This window comes from Kocuria rosea subsp. polaris, assembly GCF_001483755.1.
Lineage (GTDB): Bacteria > Actinomycetota > Actinomycetes > Actinomycetales > Micrococcaceae > Kocuria > Kocuria cellulosilytica.
Window position 1 is genome coordinate 241,626 of the sequence record NZ_LQBK01000022.1, and the last position, 20,013, is coordinate 261,638.

Below are 20,013 nucleotides of genomic sequence, written 5' to 3' on the forward strand. Positions count from 1 at the left end.
GTGCTCCGCCTTGGTGTAATCGGCAGCACCCCGGCCTTTGGAGCCGTGGAGTCTAGGTTCGAGTCCTAGAGGCGGAACGTCCGCATCCCGCCAGACAGCCCGGAAGCTCGGAAGTGCCAGAGCCGAAGAGCGCAACAGCTAGTGAGACGGAACGGAGCCGGAGCCGGTGAGCCCACCGGCTCCTCTCTACGATCGACGACCGAGGAGCTGCATCCCGCTGTGAGCACCCCCCAGACCCCTGCGAATCGTCCGGGGGCGGCCGTCGGGCCCGCCGCCGTCATCGTCCTGGCCGCCGGCAAGGGCACGCGCATGAAGTCCAAGACCCCCAAGATCCTGCACCGGATCGGGGGTCGTTCCATGGTCGGGCACTGCCTGGTGGCCGCGCGGAGCCTGCACCCGCAGCGGCTGGCCGCCGTGGTGCGCTTCGAGCGGGACCTGGTGGCCCCGCACGTCCTCGAGCAGGACCCCGAGGCGCTCATCGTGGACCAGGACGAGGTCCCCGGCACGGGCCGGGCGGTCCAGGTGGCCGTGGAGGCGCTCGACGCCCAGGAGCGGCTGGCCGGCACCGTGGTGGTCACCTATGGCGACGTCCCCCTGCTGACCCCGGAGGTCCTGCGGAGGCTGGTGTCCCACCACGAGGAGCGGGCCAACGCGGTGACCGTGCTGACCGCCGACCACGAGCAGCCCGGCGGCTACGGCCGGATCCTGCGCGACGCCGACGGCTCGTTCCGGGAGATCAAGGAGGCGAAGGACGCCACCGAGGCCGAGCTCGCGGTCGCCGAGATCAACTCCGGCATCTTCGCCTTCGACGCCGACGTCCTGCGGGACTCCCTCGCGAAGGTCACCTCGGACAACGCCCAGGGCGAGATGTACCTGACGGACGTCCCGCTGCTGGCCCGCGAGGCCGGCCACGCGGTGGACGCGCTGAAGATCGAGGACCGCTGGGAGGTCGAGGGCGCCAACGACCGCGTGCAGCTCGCCCAGCTCGGCGCCCACCTCAACCGCCGGGTCCTCGAGGCGCACATGCGCAACGGCGTGACGGTCGTGGACCCCGCCAGCACCTGGATCGACGTGCAGGTGCGCATCGCCGCGGACGCCACGATCCTGCCGGGGACCCAGTTGCACGGGGGCACCCGGGTGGGCGAGGACGCCGTCGTCGGCCCGGACACCACCCTCACGGACGTGGAGGTGGGCCCCGGCGCGCACGTGGTGCGCACACACGGCTCCGGGTCCGTGATCGGACCGCGCGCGAGCGTGGGTCCCTTTGCCTACCTGCGCCCGGGCACGGTGCTCGGGGACCAGGGCAAGATCGGCACGTTCGTGGAGACCAAGAACTCCCGGATCGGCACCGGCTCGAAGGTCCCGCACCTGTCCTACGTGGGGGACGCCACGATCGGCGAGCACTCCAACATCGGGGCGGCCTCGGTCTTCGTCAACTACGACGGCGTGCGCAAGCAGCGCACCGTGATCGGGGACCACGTCCGGATGGGCTCCGACAACATGTACGTGGCGCCCGTGCACGTCGGCGACGGCGCCTACTCCGGGGCCGGCACCACGATCCGCAAGGACGTGCCGCCCGGAGCCCTGGCCCTGACCGAGGGCGCGCAGCGGGTCGTCGAGAACTGGGTCCTGGAGCACCGTGCCGGCACCGCCGCGGCCGAGGCCGCCGAGCGGGCCCTGGGCAACGGCGCGGCCACGGCCGCACCGGGGACTCCCGAGCACTCCAGCGCAGGAACCGGCGCGGACACCACCGAGGAAAGCGAGTAACAATGACCGCAATCACCAACGCAGGTGCCAAGCAGCTGGTCCTGGTCTCGGGGCGGGCCCACCCGGAGCTCGCCGAGCGCATCGCCTCGGAGCTGGGCACGGAGCTGATCCCCACGGACGCCTACGACTTCGCCAACGGCGAGACCTACGTGCGGTTCGGGGAGTCGGTGCGCGGCACGGACGCCTTCCTCATCCAGTCCCACCCGGCGCCGATCAACCAGTGGATCATGGAGCAGCTGCTCATGATCGACTCCCTCAAGCGGGCCTCCGCGAAGTCGATCACCGTGGTGTCCCCGTTCTACCCCTACGCCCGGCAGGACAAGAAGCACCGCGGCCGCGAGCCGATCTCGGCCCGCCTCATCTCGGACCTCTACAAGACGGCCGGCGCGGACCGGCTGATGTCCGTGGACCTGCACACCGCGCAGATCCAGGGCTTCTTCGACGGTCCCGTCGACCACCTCATGGCCATTCCGCTGCTGGCGGCCCACGTGCGCTCCGTCGTCGACGTCGACAACGTCACCGTGGTCTCCCCGGACACCGGGCGCGTGCGCGTGGCGGAGCAGTGGACCGAGCTGCTGGGCGGGTGCCCGCTCGCGTTCGTGCACAAGACCCGGGACATCACCCGGCCCAACCAGGCCACCTCGAAGGAGGTCGTGGGCCAGATCGAGGGCCGCACCTGCGTGCTGATCGACGACATGATCGACACGGGCGGGACCATCTCCGGCGCCGTGCAGGTGCTGCGCGAGAAGGGCGCCAAGGACGTCATCATCGCCGCGACCCACGCGGTGTTCTCGGATCCGGCCGTGGAGCGGCTGTCCACGTGCGGCGCCCTCGAGGTGGTCGTCACGGACACCCTGCCCGTGCCGCCGGAGCACCAGTTCGAGAACCTCACGGTCCTCTCGATCGCCCCGCTCATCGCCCGGGCCATCCAGGAGGTCTTCGAGGACGGCTCCGTGACCAGCCTCTTCAACGGCAGGTCCTGACCCGGCTACGGCCGACGACGACGCAGCCCCTCGCCTTGCGGTGAGGGGCTGCGTCGCTGTCCGGGTGGCGGAACGGGTCAGCGGGTGACCCAGTTGCGCTTGGTGATCGAGGACCAGTGCACGGTGTAGCCGTTGGAGAACCGCTGGCGGACCTCCGAGCCGTACCGGTACTCGTCGGTGACCGGGTAGCCGTAGCCGCGCTCGGCGCCGGCGGCCTTCCAGCGCTGGCCGATCGCGCCGGACTCCTTCACGACCTTCGCCCCGGTGCGGGGGCTCCACAGCACCTTGTGCACGGCGCTGCCCTTGCGGAAGACCTGGTAGGCGCCGCCGCCGGTGAGCCCGGTGATCTCGCGGGTGGTGGGGTAGCCGAAGCCGTTCTCCCAGCGGTGGGCGGCGAACTTGCGGCCGATGGCGCCGTTGAAGTTCACGGGCCACGCCCCGGTGCCGGAGCTCCAGTAGAAGGTGTGCTTGTTGGCGAAGCCCTGCAGGACACCGCCGTAGAGGAGCCCGCCGCGCTCGTGGCCCGTGGGGGCGCCGAACACGGGCGCCCCGCCCAGGGCGTGGTACTGGCGGCCGATCCCGCCGCGCACCTCGTAGCCGGCCGAGGTGATCGGCGCGGTGGTCGGCGGGGGAGTGGGCTTCGGCGCCGGCGCGGGGGCCGGTGCCGGGGCCGTGCCCACCGTGGTGCGGACGTCCGTGGGCCCCTTGCCGTCCGGGTAGCCGTAGGACGTGACCGTGCCGACCAGCCGCCAGCCCTGCTTGGTCCCGGCCAGCGAGCCGTCCGCGTAGGTCAGGCCGATCCCGATGACGGTCATGTCCGGGTCGGTGAGCACCTTGTTGTGCGCTTTCGAGTTCTTCCACCAGGTCATCAGGTCCGCCACCCGGCCCTGGTAGGAGATCGCGTGGATCTCGCCGACGTGGTTCCAGCCGGCGGCCCGGGGATCCGTCATGAAGGTGTTCGTGTGGTTGATGACCTCCTGGCGGACCAGGCGGTCGGACTCGCCCTGGGCGATGCCCGAGACGGTCGCGGAGTACTTCACCGGGGCGAGGCCCTTGGCCTTGCGGTGGGCGTTGATCAGCTCGAGCAGCTGCTGGGCGTCGGCCGAGCGGGTGCTCGAGGGGACCGTGACGATGTCCGAGCTCGCCGCGGCCGCGGGGGCCGCGGTGAGCATCCCGGTGGCGGGGACCGCCAGGGCGAGGGCGGCGGCGGTCAGCGTCAGCGGACCGGGGGTGCGGGTGCGCGCCGGGGCGCGGTGCTTGGCGGGGCTCATCGGGTCACCCAGGTCCTCTTCGTGGTGGTCGAGTAGTGCACGGTGAAGTTCTTGGAGAACCGCTGGCGGATCTCGGAGCCGTACCGGTACTCGTTGGTCGTGGGGTAGCCGTAGCCGCGCTCGGAGCCCGCGGCGATCCACTCGCGGCCGATCGCGCCGTTCTCCTGCACCGCGTGGGCGCCGGAGGCGGAGCTCCAGACGATCCGGTAGACCTTGCTGCCGTTGCGGAACACCTGGTAGGCGCCGCCGTTGAGCAGCCCGCCGCGCTCGGAGGTGACCGGATAGCCGTAGCCGCGCTCGTGACCGGCGCGCTTCCACAGCCCGCCGATCCCGCTGGTCTCCCGGACCGGCACGGCGCCGGTGGCCGGGCTCCACAGCACCTTGGTCACGGCGCTGCCCTTGCGGAACACCTGATAGGCGCCGCCGTCGACGAGCCCGCGGACCTCACGGGTGGTGGGGTAGCCGTAGCCGTTCTCCCAGCGGGTCGCGGCGAACTTGCGGCCGATGGCCCCGTTGAAGTTCACGGGCCACGCCCCGGTGGAGGGCGTCCAGTAGAAGGTGTGCTTCTTGGAGAAGCCCTGCAGGACGCCGCCGTGGAGGAGTCCGCCGCGCTCGTTGCCGGTGGGGGTGCCGAACACGGAGGAGCCGCCGAGGGCCCGGTACTGGTTGCCGATGGCGCCCTTGACCACGTAGCCGGCGGGGGCCACCTCGGTGGGGGCGGCCGGGGCGCCGGACGGGGTCCGTCCGCCGAGCGGCTTGTAGTAGGCGTTGCGCGCCAGGTCCCGCAGCTGCGTGGAGCTGCCGCGGTAGACGTTGGCGTCGATCTGCTCGGTGAACCCGGCGTCGGTGTACTGCCAGAAGTCGTAGGTGGACCACGCGCTGGGGACGATGGGGGCCGCGGTCTCGTAGGCGGCGATGTGCATGGGGTGGTCGTTGAACGCGCTGGAGTTGCCCGTGCAGTCCCGCCACCAGTAATAGTTCGTGTAGATGGCCGGCAGCCGCCCGGTGCGGGACTTGTACCGGTCGGAGAAGTCCCGGATCCAGCGGACCATCTCGGACGGGGAGAAGCCGTAGCAGGCGTTGCCGTAGAGGGAGGGGTACGGGTTGTTCTCGATGTCCAGCAGGCCGGGCAGGGTCCGGCCGTCCGCGGACCAGCCGCCGCCGTTGGCCAGGAAGTAGTCCGCCTGCTTGGCGCCGGAGGAGTCCCGGGTGGGGATCGCGAAGTGGTAGCCGCCGCGGTACATGCCCACGGCCCCCGCACCGGCGTACTGCTGAGTGAACAGGCTGTTGCGGATGCTGTCGCCCTCGGAGGACTTCACGTAGGCGAAGCGCGAGCCCTGGTTCCACAGGCTCGTCCAGTTCAGGGACGGCTGCCAGTTGGAGACGTCCGTGCCCTTGATGCCGCTGGGGGCCCAGGAGGCGGCGGCGCCGAGGGAGGACGCGGACGCGACCCCCGCGCCCGCCTCCTCCGCGGCGTCACCGGCATCGGAGCCGGCAGCGGCATCCGTGCCGTCGTCGTCGGCGGTCCCGGAGAGCTCCTCCGCGGTGCGGGCGGAGCTCGCGGCGAGCTGCTCGAAGTGCTGGTCGGACTTGGCCCACTGCCCCATCACGGCACCGCCGTGGGGGTCGCCGGGGGTCGGCTGCGTGCCGGCGCGCTCCGGGTCGGGGAGGACGGCCTCGCCGGTGGTCCCGTCCACGAGGGTGGAGACGACCTCGCCGTCGGACTCCACGACCTTGGAGACCAGGTTGCCCTGCCGCTCCTCGGAGAGGGTGGTCGAAGAGGTGGTGGCGGCCCCGTCCAGGGCCGCGACCGGGGTGAGTGTGGTGATGGCCAGCACCGCCGCCGTGAGGGCAGCGGGCAGCGTCAGTCGGGGGGGTGCTTTCACGCTGGAACGCCTATCTCGCATGGATCGTTGGGGGAACGACTCGTGCAAGGCCATGGGGATGGGGGGAAGATCCTCTGGAGCCAGGTCGAGTATAAAGGTGCGTTTGCATAAATAATCAATAACGATGGGCCGTGTTACGCACCCGTACACCTCTGCGCGTAGTCATTCGGACCCGGGAACGACGACGGCGGGCTCGCCGCCTTCCAGCTCGGTCCCGCGGCGCGGTGCCGATGAGCGGGGAAACGCCCTGCTCAGGGCGGTCCCCCGGATACGATGAACCGGACTCGACCCCCCAGAGGAGAACCATGGCCCCCACGCGCATCCTGACGGTCTGCACGGGCAACGTGTGCCGCTCGCCCATGGCGGCGGTCGAGCTCGACCACGGCCTCAACGAGATCTCGCCCGGCGGCTTCGAGGTGACGAGCGCCGGGATGCACGCGCTGGTGGACGAGGGCTTCGAGGAGCGGGTCGGCCAGCTGGCCCGGGACCGCGGCCTGGAGGCCGCCGCCGCGCACAAGGCCCGGCAGGTCACCCCGGACGTGCTCCGGGACGTGGACCTGGTGCTCGTGATGGCCCGCGAGCACACCCAGCTGGTGCTCCAGCAGTCCCCGCGGCTGCTGAAGAAGGTCTTCACCCTGCGGGAGTTCGCCCGGATCCTGCAGTACCTCTCCACCGACCCGGAGCTGGACCGCGCTGTGCCGGCGGACCGCGCCGAGCGCTGGGCGTGGCTGGTCCAGCAGGCGCCGCGGCTGCGGCAGCGGGTGCCGGTGCGCCACCCCGAGCGCAACGACGTGATCGACCCCTACCGCCAGGAGGACGCGGTGCTCCAGCAGATGGCGGACGAGCTGTTCGAGGCCACGGACGCCATCCTCGCCTTCGAGCGGCGCTACGCGGAGCGGGCGCCGACGGCAGGGTAGTCCTCCCTCAGGTCGGTTTTACCCTGAGGGAGTTGTCCCGCCGAGGTGGTGTGCCTGACGGATCGCTGAGCTGTGCGACGGCGGAGTGCGTCGCGCGAGCGGTCAGCCCTGGCCGAACCTCTGCTGGGCAGCCTGGCGAGTGGTGTCGAGAGCAGCGCCGATCACGGCCCAGGAGTCACCGGCCTCGCGGGCCGCCTTCACCGCCTCGCGCAACTCCTGTTCCGCCTCGGCGATGTGCTGCCGAGCGGCCAGAATGCGCCGGAAATGCACAGCGTCGCGCGCTGGGTGTGACGACACCTCGAGTTCATCAAGTCCGGTGCGGTCGTGCGCGGTGGTGATGTCCATGGAATTCCACCTCATCTCAAGTAGTCGTAGAACTTCGGCCGGAGCAGATGTCCAGGTCCTCAGGATGCCCGATCCCCTCGGGGTGTCAAGGTAAGCTTGACATCACTGGTCGCGACCTCGATGGTCGCACGCCCGTCAGGCGGGCATCCTGCGCAGCGTGAGGTAGGAGCCGACCGCGAGCAGGGCGCTCACCAGCACGGCCCACATCGTCAGGCCCAGGGACCCGGTGTCGAGGATCCACGTCCCCACCTCCGGCCAGGCCTGCCGCAGGCTCACCAGGGCGATGAGCCCCACGAGGGCCAGGCCGATCGCGAGCATGACGATCACGAGCTTGGCCGTGCCGAAGCGCTTGAAGATCGTCGCGAACCAGAAGCCGATGATGAAGAACAGCATCGTCGAGACGAAGTACGTCAGGCCGGCCGCGAGCGGTCCCGCCTCCCACACCCACTCGAGGTAGGCGAAGTACCCGTTCAGGCCGTACCCGTCGGTGGCCTGCTCGACCAGTCCGAGCAGCACGAAGATCAGCGACATCCCGAGGCCGCTCACCGCGGCGGCCGCCAGGGAGCCGACGTAGAACTCCCGCCGCGTCAGGCTCATCGCCTGGGAGAACGGGAAGGTCAGCGTCATGGCCTGGACGCCGACCACGAGGAAGTACCACAGCGGAGCCTGCGAGCCTCCACCGATCTTGACGTCCACGCCGCCCGCGCTCTGGATGATCCAGTAGATGAGCAGCGTGATCACCCACGCGCCGCCGAGCACGAGGGCCGGCACCCAGACGAACGTCTGCGTGTTCACGAACTGCAGACGCACCACGTTGAGGGTGCGGTGGCGCACCGCGGCGGGGCGGGTGACGCTGCCGGCATCGAGGGCGGTCATCGGAGTGCTCCTTCCTGGGTGGCCGCGGCGGAGGCGTCGTGGCCGGGGGAGCGCCGTTGCGTGCGGCGCACGATGAGCTGCTGCAGCGAGACGGGCGCGAGCTCGAGTCCTGCCGCGGTGAGCGCGGCGCGCTCGGTCTCGTCGAGGCGGCCGAGGAACGTGACGGAGGCGACGCGGCCGAGGATCTCCCGGTGGATGACCTCGCGGCCGCGCACGGCGTCCTCGACCGCGGACGCCTCGCCGACGACGTTCGTGGCCTGGGCGCGGGCGTCGTCGGTGGACTCGTCCATGATGATCCGGCCCTCGTCGATCACGAGCACCCGCTCGAGGAGGTTCGCGACCTCGTCGATGAGGTGGCTCGAGAGCAGCACCGTCCGGGGGTGCTCCGCGTAGTCCGCCAGGAGCCGGTCGTAGAAGATCTGCCGCGCGACGGCGTCGAGGCCGAGGTACGGCTCGTCGAAGAAGGTGATCTCCGCGCGGGAGGCGAGACCGATGATGACGCCGACGGCGGAGAGCTGCCCGCGCGAGAGCTTCTTGATGGTGCGCTTCACGGGCAGCTGGAACTCCTCGACGAGCTCGTCGGCGAGGTGCTGGTCCCACCGCGGGAAGAACAGCCGCGCCGAGGTGAAGGCGTGCCGCGGGGTGGCGTCGTCGGGATACTTCTGGCTCTCGCGCACGAAGCACATCCGGCTGAGCACCCGGGCGTTCTCGTAGGGGTTCTCCCCGAACACCCGCACGTCACCGCTGGTGGGGAGGTTCTGGGCCGTGAGGATCGACATCGCGGTCGTCTTGCCGGCGCCGTTGCGCCCTAGCAGGCCGTAGATCGTGTCCTGCTCGACGTCGAAGCTCACGTCGTCGAGGGCGACCTTGTCCTTGTAGCGCTTCGTGAGGTTCCGGACCTGGATCACGGGGTTCATGGTGTCCTTCGATCTGGCGTGGCCTGTGGTGCGGTGCCGGCGGCACCGGCTCGGACGAGATCGGCGACGTCGTCGGGTCCGAGCCCGATCTTGCGCGCCTCGGCGAGCAGCGGGTGCACGTAGCGGTGGGCGAAGGCGTTGCGGCGCTCCTCGAGCAGGAGTTCGCGGGCGCCGGATGCCACGAACATCCCGATGCCCCGGCGCTTGTGGAGCACTCCCTTGCCGACGAGCATGTTGATGCCCTTCGCGGCGGTGGCCGGGTTGATGCGGTAGAAGGCGGCGAGCTCGGTGGTGGACGGGGCCTGCGCCTCCTCGGCGAGGCTGCCGTCCACGATCGAGTCCTCGACCTGTTCGGCGATCTGCACGAACAGGGGCCTGCCTTCGTCGACCACCACGACCTCCGAGTTTCTCGGTTAGTTACTCCACTAGTACACCGCAGGAGCAGAGAAGGGGCAAGGGTATTCCGAAGACGCGGACATGTTGCGCTCAGGCGCCCACGTAGGCGGCGAGGTGCTCACCGGTGAGGGTCGAGCGGGCGGCGACGAGCTCGGCAGGGGTGCCCTCGAACACGACCCGGCCGCCGTCGTGGCCGGCGCCGGGGCCGAGGTCGATGATCCGGTCCGCGTGGGCCATGACCGCCTGGTGGTGCTCGATGACGATCACCGACTTGCCGGAGTCCACCAGCCGGTCGAGCAGGCCCAGCAGTTGCTGGACGTCGGCGAGGTGCAGGCCGGTGGTCGGCTCGTCGAGGACGTAGACGCCGCCCTTCTTGCCGAGATGCGTGGCCAGCTTGAGCCGCTGCCGCTCGCCGCCGGAGAGCGTGGTCAGCGGTTGGCCTAGGCTGAGGTAGCCCAGTCCAACGTCGGCCAGCCGGTCCAGGATCGCGTGCGCGGCGGGGGTGCGCGCCTCGCCGGCGCCGAAGAACTTCTCGGCCTCCTCGACCGGCATCGCGAGCACCTCGGCGATGTTGCGCCCGCCCAGCGTGTGCTCGAGCACCGAGGCCTGGAACCGCCGGCCCTCGCACTCCTCGCACGTGGTGGCCACCCCGGCCATCATCGCCAGGTCCGTGTAGATGACGCCGGCGCCGTTGCAGGCGGGACAGGCGCCCTCGGAGTTGGCGCTGAACAGCGCGGGCTTCACGCCGTTGGCCTTGGCGAAGGCCTTGCGGATGGGGTCCAGCAGTCCCGTGTACGTCGCCGGGTTGCTGCGCCGGGAGCCGCGGATGGCGGCCTGGTCGATCGACACCACGCCCTCCCGGCCGAGCACCGAGCCGGCGATCAGCGAGCTCTTGCCCGAGCCGGCCACGCCCGTCAGCACCGTCAGCACGCCGAGCGGGATGTCGACGTCCACGGAGCGCAGGTTGTTCGTGTCGGCGCCGCGCACCTCCAGGACCCCGGAGGGTTCGCGGACCGACGGCTTCAGGGCAGCGCGGTCGTCCAGGTGCCGCCCGGTGAGGGTGCCCGCGGTGCGCAGACCGTCGACGGTGCCCTCGTAGCAGACCGTGCCGCCGCCCGTGCCGGCGCCGGGGCCGAGGTCGACCACGTGGTCGGCGATCGCGATGGTCTCCGGCTTGTGCTCCACGACCAGCACCGTGTTGCCCTTGTCCCGCAGGAGCAGCAGGAGGTTGTTCATCCGCTCGATGTCGTGCGGGTGCAGCCCGATGGTCGGTTCGTCGAAGACGTAGGTGACGTCGGTGAGCGAGGAGCCGAGGTGGCGGATCATCTTGGTGCGCTGAGCCTCCCCGCCGGAGAGCGTGCCCGAGGAGCGGCTGAGCGAGAGGTATCCCAGCCCGATCTCCACGAAGGAGTCGAGGGTCTCGCCCAGAGCCGTGAGCAGCGGTGCCACGGACGGCTCGTCCAGCTCGCGCACCCAGGCGGCGAGATCGCTGATCTGCATCGCGCAGGCCTCGGCGATGTTGATCCCGCGGATCGTGGAGGACCGGGCGGCCGCGCTGAGCCGGGTGCCGCCGCACTCGGGGCAGGCGGTGAACGTCACCGCCCGCTCCACGAAGGCGCGGATGTGCGGCTGCAGGGCGCTCACGTCCTTGGTCAGGAAGGACTTCTGGATCTTCGGGATCAGCCCCTCGTAGGTGAGGTTGATGCCGTCGACCTTGATCTTGGTCGGCTCCTTGTGCAGCAGGTCGTGCAACTCGTCCTCGGTGAAGTCGCGGATCGGCTTGTCCGGGTCGAAGAAGCCGCAGCCGCTGAAGATCCGGCCGTACCAGCCCTCCGTGCTGTAGCCGGGAACGGTGAGCGCGCCCTCGTTGAGGGACTTGGCGGAGTCGTAGAGCTGGGTGAGGTCGAAGTCGTTGACCTGGCCCATGCCCTCGCAACGAGGGCACATGCCGCCGGTGATGGAGAAGCTGCGCCGCTCCTTCACGGTCTTGCCGCCGCGTTCCATGGTCACCGCGCCCGCGCCGCTGATCGAGGCGACGTTGAAGGAGAACGCCTTGGCCGTGCCGATGTGCGGCTGACCGAGCCGGCTGAAGAGGATCCGCAGCATCGCGTCCGCGTCGGTGGCGGTGCCGACCGTGGAGCGGGCGTTGGCGCCCATCCGCTCCTGGTCCACGATGATCGCGGTGGTGAGGCCGTCGAGGACGTCGACGTCGGGCCGGGCCTGCGTGGGCATGAAGCCCTGCACGAAGGAGCTGTAGGTCTCGTTGATCAGCCGCTGGGACTCCGCGGCGATCGTGCCGAACACCAGCGAGCTCTTCCCGGACCCGGAGACACCGGTGAACACCGTCAACCGGCGCTTGGGCAGCTCCACGCTGATGTCCCGGAGGTTGTTCTCCCGGGCGCCCTGGACCCGGATCAGGCCGTGGCTGTCGGCCACGTGCAGCGCAGTGGACGGTGCGGGGGAGTGCGGGTCCTGGCTCGGGGGCGTGCTCATCGTGTCTCCATCCCTGGGGCGCCCTGCCGTGACGGCCTCCGGCGGCGTCGCCCGGTTCGATCCGACCGGTTCCGAGCATACGTCCGGCCCGTCGTGGTGGGCAGGCGGACGTCCCTCGGTGCAGTACGTCGTCGTCATCGGTGCCGGGCGCGGCCGGCCGGTGCCATCATGGGCCCATGGCGAGCACCGATCCGATCACTCTGGAGCAGCAGGGCTGGCAGGCCCTGTCCTCGACCGGCGAGCAGGCCGCGGCCTTCTACGACGACGTCCTCGCCCAGGAGGTGGTGATGCTGCTGCCCGGCGGCCTGCTCCTGGACGACCGTGCGGCGATCGTGGCGTCCATGGCCGGGATCCCGTGGTCCTCCTACGAGCTGTCCGAGCTCCGGGCGCTGCACCCGACCCCCGACACTGCGGTGGTCTGCTACCGCGTGGTGGCCCGCCGGGGAGAGTCCGCCCCGTACGACGCGCTCGTCAGCAGCACCTACGCCCGCCGGGACCGGGGCTGGAAGCTGGTCGTGCACCAGCAGACCCCCTGCTGAGGCCGCCGCCGGAGCCCCGCCGAAGCAGGCCGGTGACTCTTGACCAGCAACCATAAGGTTGCCTATTCTGGACGTGTGGACATCCTGTTCCAGGCCCTGGCCCACCCCGCGCGGCGGATCCTGCTCGAGGAGCTCGCCGCGCGTAACGACCAGAGCCTCTTCGAGCTCACCGTGCGTCTCATCAACGACCACGGCCTGGCCATGACCCGGCAGGCCGTGACCAAGCACCTGGCCGTGCTGCGCCAGGCCGGCCTGGTGACCACCACCGTCCAGGGACGCACCACGCTGCACCACCTGGACACCTCACCGCTCACCGCCGCGCGGCAGTGGATGGACTCCCTGCCGCCCCCGCCGAAGGACACGCCATGATCATCACCACCGCCAGCATCTTCGTGGACGACCAGCAGAAGGCCCTGGATTTCTACACCTCCACGCTGGGCTTCCAGCTCAAGACCTACGTGCCGGCCGGGGCCCACCGCTGGCTGACCGTCGTCTCGCCGCAGGCCCCGGAGGGGGTGGAGCTGCTCCTGGAGCCCTCCGAGCACCTGGCCGTCCGGCCGTTCAAGGAAGCGCTGGTGGCCGACGGCATTCCGTTCAACAGCTTCGGCGTGGAGGACGTGCAGGCGGAGTACGAACGGCTCGTCGGCCTGGGCGTGCGCTTCGTGCAGGAGCCGACGGCGATGGGCCCGGTCACCGCTGCGATCCTCGACGACACGTGCGGCAACCTCATCATGATCGCGGAGATGACCGACCCGGAGGCCGCCGGGCAGTGAGCGCCGCGCCGCGGGGGATCGGGTCGCGGGATCTACTCTTCGGTCAGGCGCAGAGCACCCGACGGGCACCGGGCGACCGCTTCACGAGCCGCTTCCTCCTGGTCGGCGGAGGGGGTGTCGGTGAGCAGGACGACCAGGGCGTCCTCGTCCTGGTCGAAGATGTCGGCGGCGGCGAGCACGCAGTTGCCCGAGCCGATGCACACGCTGCGGTCGGCGTGGATGCCCATGGCGTCCTTTCAGGTCGGTGCCGGATGAGGTGGCGTCCGGAGCGTTCATTTCTCCTCCGCCGGGACGGCCGCGCGGTTCAGCCCAGATGCACGGGCAGGCTGCGGTAGCGCAGCCAGAGGGGCAGAGGCTCGAACTCGAGCGCGGAGCGGTCCACGGCCAGCCGCAGGCCGGGACTGCGCTGGAGGAGGACGCTCAGGGCGATCCGGGTCTCCAGCCGGGCCAGGTTCGAGCCGAGGCAGAAGTGCACGCCGTGGCCGAACGCGAGGTGGTTGTTGGGGTGCCGGTCGATGTCGAATCGGTCGGGGTCCGTGAACTCCCGGGGATCGCGATTGGCTGCCTGGAGCAGGGGGACGACGGAGGCTCCGGCCGGGATGGTGGTGTCGTGCCAGGTGACGTCCGTGACGGCGGTGATCGGTTCGGTGCTGCCGATGGGGCTGCTGTAGCGCAGGAGCTCGTCGACGGCGGTGCGCCAGAGTCCGTCGTCGTCGGGCGCTGCGCGCAGCCGGCCGAGCTGCTCCGGGTGGTCCAGCAGGGTCACGACCGCGTTGGTGATGAGGTTGTAGGTGGTCTCGTAGCCGCCGGTGACCAGAGTGAACACCATGGCGAGCAGTTCGTCGTCGCTGAGGCGGTCGCCGGCTTCCTCCGCGTGGATCAGCCCGGTCAGGATGTCCTCGCCGGGGTCGGCGCGCTTGTGCGCGATCAGTGCACGCACGAGGTCGGTCAGCGCGTTCACGTCCCGGGCCCAGCTGTCCTGGCCGACCGCGGCCATGCCGTTGATGAGGGCCTGCACGCCCTGCTGGAACCGGTCCCGGTCGGCCGGCGGAACGCCGACCATCTCGTTGATCACGGTGGCGGGGATCGGGAGGGCGAACTGCGTGCGCAGGTCGATCTCGTCGGCCGGTCCCCACCGGTCGAGCAGACCGTGGGCCAGCTCCCGCACCCGGTCACCGATCCGGGCGATCGCCCGCGGGGTGAAGGGTTTGGTCACCAGTCCGCGCAGCCGCCGGTGCGCGGGATCGTCCATCAGGATCATGCTGTTGGTGAGCAGCAGCCGCATCGGTTCCCGCACGGCCTCGGGGAGCTGGTCCAGCAGCGCGGGTCCTCGTCCGCCGGGCGAGCGCTGGAACCGCGCGTCGGTCAGCAGCGTCCGGCAGTCGGCGTAGCGCGAAACCATCCACAGGTCCTGTTCACCCACGTACGCCATCCGGCCCTGGTAGACCGGGGCGTTGTCCCGCAGCCACGCATAGTGGCGGTAAGGGTCGGCGAGGAACTCCGGGCTTCCCATGGTGATGGGATGGGCGATCGCGTATTCAGGGACGTTCATGATGGTCCTGCCCAACTCGTGGTGCGACGGAACCTGACCGTGTCGTGGCTGCTCCCGCCGTGCAGGGTCCACGGTAGTGAGCCCGCCGGGGGGCGACAAGAGGAAGGCCTGCAGCCCCTGACGCTCGGTCCCGGTGTGGTGCCATCGGTGGGTGCCGATGGATGTCGTCGTCCGCGGCATGCAGCACGGGGCGCCTTCCCGGAGGAAGGCGCCCCGTGCACGGGCGGACCGGGAGCCGGACGGAGTCAGTGCCCCTGAGCCGTGGACCCGGTGGAGGAACCGGAGCGCCCCCACGCCTCGAGCCCGAAGGACTCGTGCTCGGCAGAGCCCTGCCCGTTGGATCGCTCCGCCCGCGGAGCGGGGGCCGCGTCCTCGGCCGACGGAACAGTCGGCTCCTGCCGGGTTGAAGCCCCCGCCGGCTGATGGGCGTCGGAGCTCTCCGCGCGCGGCGCGGTGCCCCAGGGCTGCTTGGCGGCCGGTGCGGCCACGACCGGCTGGGCGCCGGTCTTCGGCGCCGGCTGGTCGTCCGAGTTCGCGTAGTAGGACTTGCCGTAATAGCCGTAATAGCCGGCGTCCGCACCGGTGGTGGGCACCCGGTTGAGCACCACGCCGAGCACGTTGCCGTGCACCTGGTGCAAGTTCTCCAGGGCCTTGGACAGCTCGTCCGTGGTGGTCTTCTGCGCAGTGGCCACGATGATTGCCCCGTCGGCGGAGGCCGTGAGCAGCGCGGCGTCGGTGACCGGCAGCAGCGGGGGAGCGTCCACCAGGACCAGGGCGTCCTCGGCGAGGGTCTCGAGCATGGCGTGCATGGCCTTCGAGGACAGCAGCTCCGTGGGGTTCGGGGCAGTCCGGCCGGCGCCGAGCACCTGCAGGTTCGGGAACTTGTCGTAGGTCTGGAGGACCTCGTCCACCTGCACCTGCCCGGTCAGCACGTCCGTGACGCCCACCCCGGGCACGAGCCCGAAGAGGTCGGTGATCACCGGCCGGCGGAGGTCCCCGTCCACGACGACGACGTTGCGCCCGGTCGAGGCGATGGCCACCGCCAGGTTCGCGGTGATCGAGGACTTGCCCTCACCCGGCAGGGCGGAGGTGACCACGATCATCTTCGGCGGGCTGTCCACAGACACAAAGCTGAGGTTGGTGCGCAGCTCGCGCAGGGCCTCGGAGAACTCGTGGTGCCCTCGGCCGGCGGAGAAGCCCGTCTCGACGATCTCGCGGTGGTCGGCCAGCCGGTCGTCGGTGGGGATGACGCCGAGGACGGCGACACCGAAGCCGTCGCGGATCTCCTCGACAGACTTGATCCGGCGATCCATCTTGAAGCGGGCGAACGCGTAGAGCAAGCCCACAATCAAACCCAGTAGAGCACCCAACATTACATTTAGGGAAACATTCGGAGCCACCGGAGCGAGGGGCTCAGCCGCCTCACCTAACGGCTGCAGGAGTACGGAAACGTCCCCGCCCCCATTTGCGGCAAGGCCCTCTACGTCCTGGACTTGCTCTGCTAAGACCTGCATCCATGAGTCAGCAATCAGCGCAGCCTCACGCGCCGAATCCGCACTGGCCACTATCCGCACTTCCGCGGAGTCGACTGGCGTCATCGATGTCACTCGGGGTATCAGCTGTTCGGGGGTCGCGCTCAAATTCAGGTCTGCGATGACGCGCTCGGCGATTGGGCGCGAAACGGCCAAGGTGCCGTATGATGCGGCCTTCGACTTAGCCAAATTGTCACCGGCGTAGGTGCTCGCGATGTCAGTGCTGCCAGTGACGATCACGAGACCTGTCGCAGTGGACTGGTAGGTCTTCGGCTGCAGGGAGGAGTAGCCCAGTGCGAGCAAAGCGCTAAGTACGACGAGGGCGACAATACCCTTCCAGTGGGTCCGCACGATACGAAGGACCGCTCGTGTGTCCAGGCCCTGTGGCTGAGACTGGGCGTGGTTGGTCTCCAAAGGAGCTCCTTTGTGGGGGGAGGGGGAGGAGTCAACGGTCAACTAGCAATGTTCTTGTCCGAGAGTATCTCCGGGAAGCGCCTAAGTGGAGCACGTCGGCCAAGTGTCGTGGGACTAGCGGTCGCGTGCCCAAGGGAAAATTAGGGCCTGCCACGGTAGCATGCAGCGACGCGGTGGCGCCCGGGACGCAGGTAGAGTCGCCACCACTAGCGCGTGAACACCACTTATGTGGTCCAAACGAGTCCCCAGCTCCTTCAAATCGGTCGAGGGGAAAATGGCCAATATTATGGGGCAAATAGTTCATCGCCTGTTTGTCTTAATTTTTCCTGCCTGCTTCTATCAAGTTATTTCCAATAACTTCCAAGTTCACGCGACGCTCGTGGTGAAGGGTATAAATAGTGGTCTATGTGAATGATTCCAATACAAGGACTCGATCGAAATATGCGCAGTTGCCAAGCCGGGATTTGGAGCTCCGATGGCCGTGGTGGCTTCATCCGGCCTGGGCTGCCGTAGTGCTGGTCGCGAGCACAGCTCTGTTAGCAGTTCTGCTTCCCTCACAGTATTATGAAACCTGGGGTGTCGAGAAATTTCTGGATATTGAGCTGTCGCTAAAAGTGCTAATTGGGGTGACGCTAGTCATTGTAGGTATTGTCGTAGGCGGTGGCGGGAAAGCCCGCAGTGGAAATGTTCAAATAAAATTCACTGGACAACGCCTCCGGTATCTCAAGAAGGCATACCAAGTATTGCTTTGGTTGACGATACTTGGCTACGCATTTTGGACGCTTATTGCAATTTCTGAGGGCGTCCGGGTGGACAGTCTTTTAGCAGTAATGCAACGCGACACGGGTGCCATTAGCGAGCTAAAGCAAAGCAGTCGCCCGGTCGGCGGCGTAACGACCCTCACGCAATTTGGCCCCATTGCGGTGGTTATCGGATACGTCTTGCGCAGAGTGGGCGTTGGGGGGCGTAGTTATTGGTCAATTATTGCCCTGGCGGTAGTTCGCGCCGTTTTTTATGCAGAAAGACTGGCACTCCTTGAGATACTAGTTCCACTTGTCTTGGTCGCGGGCCTGACCATACGGCGAGGATCAAAGTGGCGCCCGATAGCCCAAGTCATGCCTCTTGTCCTCGGTCCGCTTGTGTGGCTAGTTTTCGCGCTTTCAGAATATTCCCGGTCTTGGGTTTACTATCAAAAAATTGTCGCCCTGCCCTTTAACGAGTGGGTGACGTCGAGACTGCTGGGCTACTATATTACTTCGTACAATAATAGTGCACTTTTTGCTAGGGAGCACGAGTCGGTATATGCACCTCCATATATGACTCTGCAGGCATTCTGGAACGCACCTGGCATTGACGGCGTAGTTGCAACTCCTCAGTGGATGGGCTTGAGTCCCGAGGGGTGGTGGAGGTCCATACTCCAGGCCCATAGTAATCCAGAGTTCAACAACACGGGATCGTTCCTTGTTGTCTATGCGGAAATGGGCTGGTTATTTGGATCTATTTTCTTGTTGCTGATCGGGATTTTCATGGGCTCCTGCTTTTCATCATTGAAGCGGGGAAGTTTGCCCGGATTCCTGGCTTACACCTCTTTGTTTATTGGACTGCTGGAACTACCCAGATTCCTGTACTGGACGCAAGGTCGAGCCGTGCCCGTATTACTAGCACTCGTGGTGATTGCGTGGACATGGGCGCGTTATGGTCGGCAATTACAGCCAAGCCGGAAAGGTGTTCCTGCAAATCGGCATCGTTGATGACTGATGCCATAGGGTAGGTCTTTGTTAACCGGGGCTCATGGCTGCAGGCTGTCCGCAAAGCCGTTGATGCTGGAAATCGCAGACCGGACGTCGATGGCGTGTTTATTGTGGGTCATGGGTTTTCTTGGTGCGGGCGCGTCGATGAGGCGAGGACCACGCCCTTGGTTCCATGATGGAATTCTCTAACACGAATTATCCGACTCGCGAGAGCCCATTCACCATCCACGTTATGCACCTCTGCCCACGACTGGCTGGCTACGCATCGGGGACTGCCGCACCGATAGGGACATCTTGATCTGGCTTGCCCGTGGGGCGGCCTGGAAGGATGTTGCTGTGCCCGCTCCTGATCCCCAAGAGTTCCGTGACGACGTCGTGGGCGTGGCCCGCACCCGCGAAGAGGGCGTGACGCTCGCGCAGATCGCCAAGGACTTCGGCATCCACGAGATGACCCTGTCGAAGTGGATGCGCCACGCCGACATCGAGGACGGCGAGAAGCCCGGCGTGACGAGAGCCGACTCCGCGGAGAATCGTGAGCTGAAGAGGCGGATCCGTCTGCTCGAGCAGGAGAACGAGGTCCTGCGCCGGGCAGCGGCCTACCTCTCGCAGGCGAACCTGCCGGGAAAAGGCTCTACCCGCTCGTGAGTGAGCTCGCCGCGACGGGGTCCCCGTCGCGGTGACGTGCCGGGTGCTCAAGCTCTCCCGCCAGCCCTACTACCGCTGGCTGGCGGACCCGGTCACCGCTGCCGAGCTGGCCAAGGCGTACCGGGCGAACGCCCTGTTCGACGCCCACCGGGACGACCCGGAGCTCGGCTACCGCTTCCTGGTCAATGAGGCCAAAGAGGCCGGCGAGGTGATGTGTGAGCACAGCGCGTGGCGGATCTGCCGGGACAACCGCTGGTGGTCCGCCTTCGGGAAGAAACGCGGCAAGAACGGGAAGAAGCCCGGCACACCGGTCCATGACGACCTCGTCGCCTGCGACTTCACCGCCGGCGGGCCGAACCAGCTGTGGCTGTCCGACGTCACCGAGCACAGGACCGCCGAGGGCAAGCTCTATTTGTGCGCGATCAAGGACGTCTTCTCCGGGCGGATCGTCGGCTACTCCATCGACTCCCGGATGAAGGCCCGGCTGGCTGTACAGGCACTGCACAACGCCGTCGCACGGCGCGGGGATGTGGCCGGCTGCATCGTCCACTCGGACCGCGGGTCGCAATTTCGTTCGCGGAAATTCGCCCATGCCCTGAATCGGCACGGACTGGTCGGCTCGATGGGCAAGGTGGGCGCGGCCGGGGATAACGCCGCGATGGAGAGCTTCTTCGCCCTGCTGCAGAAGAATGCCCCGGACCGGCGGTCCTGGACGACCCGGGACGAGTTGCGGATGGCGATCGACACCTGGACCGAACGGACCTACCACCGCCGCCGCCGGCAAGTCCGTCTCGGGCGGTTGACCCCCATCGAGTACGAGACCATGATGAAGCCCGCCATGACCCCTCGCGGCATGAGACCTCACCTATCGGTGCGGAAGTCCCAAGCCTCCAACAGACCCGTCACGGGATAGGCATGCTGAAGAACGCTGGTGTTGCGACGAGCCGCTGAATCTG

17 protein-coding genes, 1 tRNA gene and 2 pseudogenes are annotated in these 20,013 nt (G+C 68.2%); 9 read left to right on the plus strand and 11 right to left on the minus strand.

The genetic code is table 11. The features are described 5' to 3' along the window. Positions 1-4: 4 nt before the first annotated feature. From AVL61_RS11380 to AVL61_RS11390, 3 genes are all read left to right on the plus strand, one after another. A tRNA-Gln gene (locus AVL61_RS11380) sits at positions 5-77 on the plus strand. A gap of 232 nt (positions 78-309) precedes the next feature. Then, a complete protein-coding gene (gene glmU / locus AVL61_RS11385; protein WP_231738396.1) occupies positions 310-1,767 on the plus strand; it encodes a bifunctional UDP-N-acetylglucosamine diphosphorylase/glucosamine-1-phosphate N-acetyltransferase GlmU in 1,458 nt (485 codons plus the stop codon). Positions 1,768-1,769: 2 nt separating this feature from the next. After that, entirely contained in the window at positions 1,770-2,750 is a 981-nt protein-coding gene (locus AVL61_RS11390; RefSeq protein WP_058874441.1) for a ribose-phosphate diphosphokinase, read from the plus strand. A gap of 77 nt (positions 2,751-2,827) precedes the next feature. Here the strand turns inward: AVL61_RS11390 and AVL61_RS11395 are convergent, their stop codons facing one another. Next, on the minus strand, positions 2,828-4,021 hold the full coding sequence (locus AVL61_RS11395) for a CAP domain-containing protein (protein ID WP_058874442.1): 1,194 nt from the start codon (positions 4,019-4,021) through the stop codon (positions 2,828-2,830). Further along, complete coding sequence (locus tag AVL61_RS18460) at positions 4,018-5,907, minus strand: GH25 family lysozyme (protein ID WP_157571391.1); 1,890 nt, start codon at positions 5,905-5,907, stop codon at positions 4,018-4,020. The genes AVL61_RS11395 and AVL61_RS18460 overlap by 4 nt, the downstream gene beginning before the upstream one ends. Positions 5,908-6,212: 305 nt before the next feature. Here AVL61_RS18460 and AVL61_RS11405 point away from each other — a divergent pair, with 305 nt between their 5' ends. Beyond that, positions 6,213-6,824, plus strand: coding sequence for an arsenate reductase/protein-tyrosine-phosphatase family protein (locus AVL61_RS11405; protein WP_058874444.1), 612 nt, complete (start codon positions 6,213-6,215; stop codon positions 6,822-6,824). A 102-nt stretch (positions 6,825-6,926) separates the two neighbouring features. Here AVL61_RS11405 and AVL61_RS11410 read toward each other — a convergent pair whose 3' ends face one another. The 5 genes from AVL61_RS11410 to AVL61_RS11430 all read right to left on the minus strand — a co-directional run bounded on the left by AVL61_RS11410 (position 6,927) and on the right by AVL61_RS11430 (position 11,851). Next, positions 6,927-7,169 carry a hypothetical protein gene (locus AVL61_RS11410; RefSeq protein WP_058874445.1) on the minus strand — a complete coding sequence of 81 codons (243 nt, stop codon included), beginning with the start codon at positions 7,167-7,169 and terminating at the stop codon, positions 6,927-6,929. Between the two features lie 135 nt (positions 7,170-7,304). Next, positions 7,305-8,045, minus strand: a complete 741-nt coding sequence (locus tag AVL61_RS11415) for a hypothetical protein (RefSeq protein WP_058874446.1) — start codon at positions 8,043-8,045, stop codon at positions 7,305-7,307. Further along, positions 8,042-8,962: an ABC transporter ATP-binding protein gene (locus AVL61_RS11420; protein WP_058874447.1), complete on the minus strand. Its 921-nt coding sequence runs from the start codon at positions 8,960-8,962 to the stop codon at positions 8,042-8,044. The genes AVL61_RS11415 and AVL61_RS11420 overlap by 4 nt, the downstream gene beginning before the upstream one ends. Further along, on the minus strand, positions 8,959-9,354 hold the full coding sequence (locus AVL61_RS11425) for a GntR family transcriptional regulator (protein ID WP_058874481.1): 396 nt from the start codon (positions 9,352-9,354) through the stop codon (positions 8,959-8,961). The genes AVL61_RS11420 and AVL61_RS11425 overlap by 4 nt, the downstream gene beginning before the upstream one ends. A 94-nt stretch (positions 9,355-9,448) precedes the next feature. Beyond that, entirely contained in the window at positions 9,449-11,851 is a 2,403-nt protein-coding gene (locus tag AVL61_RS11430) for an ATP-binding cassette domain-containing protein (RefSeq protein ID WP_058874448.1), read from the minus strand. Positions 11,852-12,027: 176 nt separating this feature from the next. Between AVL61_RS11430 and AVL61_RS11435 the strand changes: the two genes are divergently transcribed. From AVL61_RS11435 to AVL61_RS11445, 3 genes are all read left to right on the plus strand, one after another. Then, positions 12,028-12,390: a nuclear transport factor 2 family protein gene (locus AVL61_RS11435; RefSeq protein WP_058874449.1), complete on the plus strand. Its 363-nt coding sequence runs from the start codon at positions 12,028-12,030 to the stop codon at positions 12,388-12,390. A gap of 75 nt (positions 12,391-12,465) precedes the next feature. After that, entirely contained in the window at positions 12,466-12,759 is a 294-nt protein-coding gene (locus AVL61_RS11440; RefSeq protein ID WP_058874450.1) for an ArsR/SmtB family transcription factor, read from the plus strand. Then, on the plus strand, positions 12,756-13,163 hold the full coding sequence (locus AVL61_RS11445; protein WP_058874451.1) for a VOC family protein: 408 nt from the start codon (positions 12,756-12,758) through the stop codon (positions 13,161-13,163). The genes AVL61_RS11440 and AVL61_RS11445 overlap by 4 nt, the downstream gene beginning before the upstream one ends. A gap of 32 nt (positions 13,164-13,195) precedes the next feature. Here the strand turns inward: AVL61_RS11445 and AVL61_RS11450 are convergent, their stop codons facing one another. From AVL61_RS11450 to AVL61_RS18730, 4 genes and pseudogenes are all read right to left on the minus strand, one after another. Beyond that, positions 13,196-13,390, minus strand: a complete 195-nt coding sequence (locus AVL61_RS11450; RefSeq protein ID WP_058874452.1) for a ferredoxin — start codon at positions 13,388-13,390, stop codon at positions 13,196-13,198. Positions 13,391-13,467: 77 nt separating this feature from the next. After that, positions 13,468-14,715, minus strand: a complete 1,248-nt coding sequence (locus AVL61_RS11455) for a cytochrome P450 family protein (protein ID WP_058874453.1) — start codon at positions 14,713-14,715, stop codon at positions 13,468-13,470. A gap of 245 nt (positions 14,716-14,960) precedes the next feature. Beyond that, positions 14,961-16,055: a CpsD/CapB family tyrosine-protein kinase gene (locus tag AVL61_RS18465; protein WP_231738390.1), complete on the minus strand. Its 1,095-nt coding sequence runs from the start codon at positions 16,053-16,055 to the stop codon at positions 14,961-14,963. Positions 16,056-16,370: 315 nt separating this feature from the next. Continuing rightward, a pseudogene (locus tag AVL61_RS18730) lies at positions 16,371-16,703 on the minus strand (Wzz/FepE/Etk N-terminal domain-containing protein); the annotation flags it as partial. 365 nt (positions 16,704-17,068) lie between these two features. Between AVL61_RS18730 and AVL61_RS17895 the strand changes: the two are divergent. Further along, positions 17,069-18,412 carry a hypothetical protein gene (locus AVL61_RS17895; protein ID WP_157571393.1) on the plus strand — a complete coding sequence of 448 codons (1,344 nt, stop codon included), beginning with the start codon at positions 17,069-17,071 and terminating at the stop codon, positions 18,410-18,412. Positions 18,413-18,748: 336 nt separating this feature from the next. Further along, positions 18,749-19,901: pseudogene (locus AVL61_RS11470) on the plus strand (IS3 family transposase); the annotation flags it as partial. Positions 19,902-20,013 lie beyond the last annotated feature (112 nt).

Bases quoted from the DNA above. Each gene is read 5' to 3' on its own strand.
- AVL61_RS11415 (WP_058874446.1), bottom strand. From the start codon at position 8,045: ATGACCGCCCTCGATGCCGGCAGCGTCACCCGCCCCGCCGCGGTGCGC.
- AVL61_RS11395 (WP_058874442.1), bottom strand. From the start codon at position 4,021: ATGAGCCCCGCCAAGCACCGCGCCCCGGCGCGCACCCGCACCCCCGGT.
- AVL61_RS11430 (WP_058874448.1), bottom strand. From the start codon at position 11,851: ATGAGCACGCCCCCGAGCCAGGACCCGCACTCCCCCGCACCGTCCACT.
- AVL61_RS11420 (WP_058874447.1), bottom strand. From the start codon at position 8,962: ATGAACCCCGTGATCCAGGTCCGGAACCTCACGAAGCGCTACAAGGAC.
- AVL61_RS11435 (WP_058874449.1), top strand. From the start codon at position 12,028: ATGGCGAGCACCGATCCGATCACTCTGGAGCAGCAGGGCTGGCAGGCC.
- AVL61_RS11455 (WP_058874453.1), bottom strand. From the start codon at position 14,715: ATGAACGTCCCTGAATACGCGATCGCCCATCCCATCACCATGGGAAGC.
- AVL61_RS11410 (WP_058874445.1), bottom strand. From the start codon at position 7,169: ATGGACATCACCACCGCGCACGACCGCACCGGACTTGATGAACTCGAG.
- AVL61_RS11390 (WP_058874441.1), top strand. From the start codon at position 1,770: ATGACCGCAATCACCAACGCAGGTGCCAAGCAGCTGGTCCTGGTCTCG.
- AVL61_RS11445 (WP_058874451.1), top strand. From the start codon at position 12,756: ATGATCATCACCACCGCCAGCATCTTCGTGGACGACCAGCAGAAGGCC.
- AVL61_RS11405 (WP_058874444.1), top strand. From the start codon at position 6,213: ATGGCCCCCACGCGCATCCTGACGGTCTGCACGGGCAACGTGTGCCGC.
- AVL61_RS11450 (WP_058874452.1), bottom strand. From the start codon at position 13,390: ATGGGCATCCACGCCGACCGCAGCGTGTGCATCGGCTCGGGCAACTGC.
- glmU (WP_231738396.1), top strand. From the start codon at position 310: ATGAAGTCCAAGACCCCCAAGATCCTGCACCGGATCGGGGGTCGTTCC.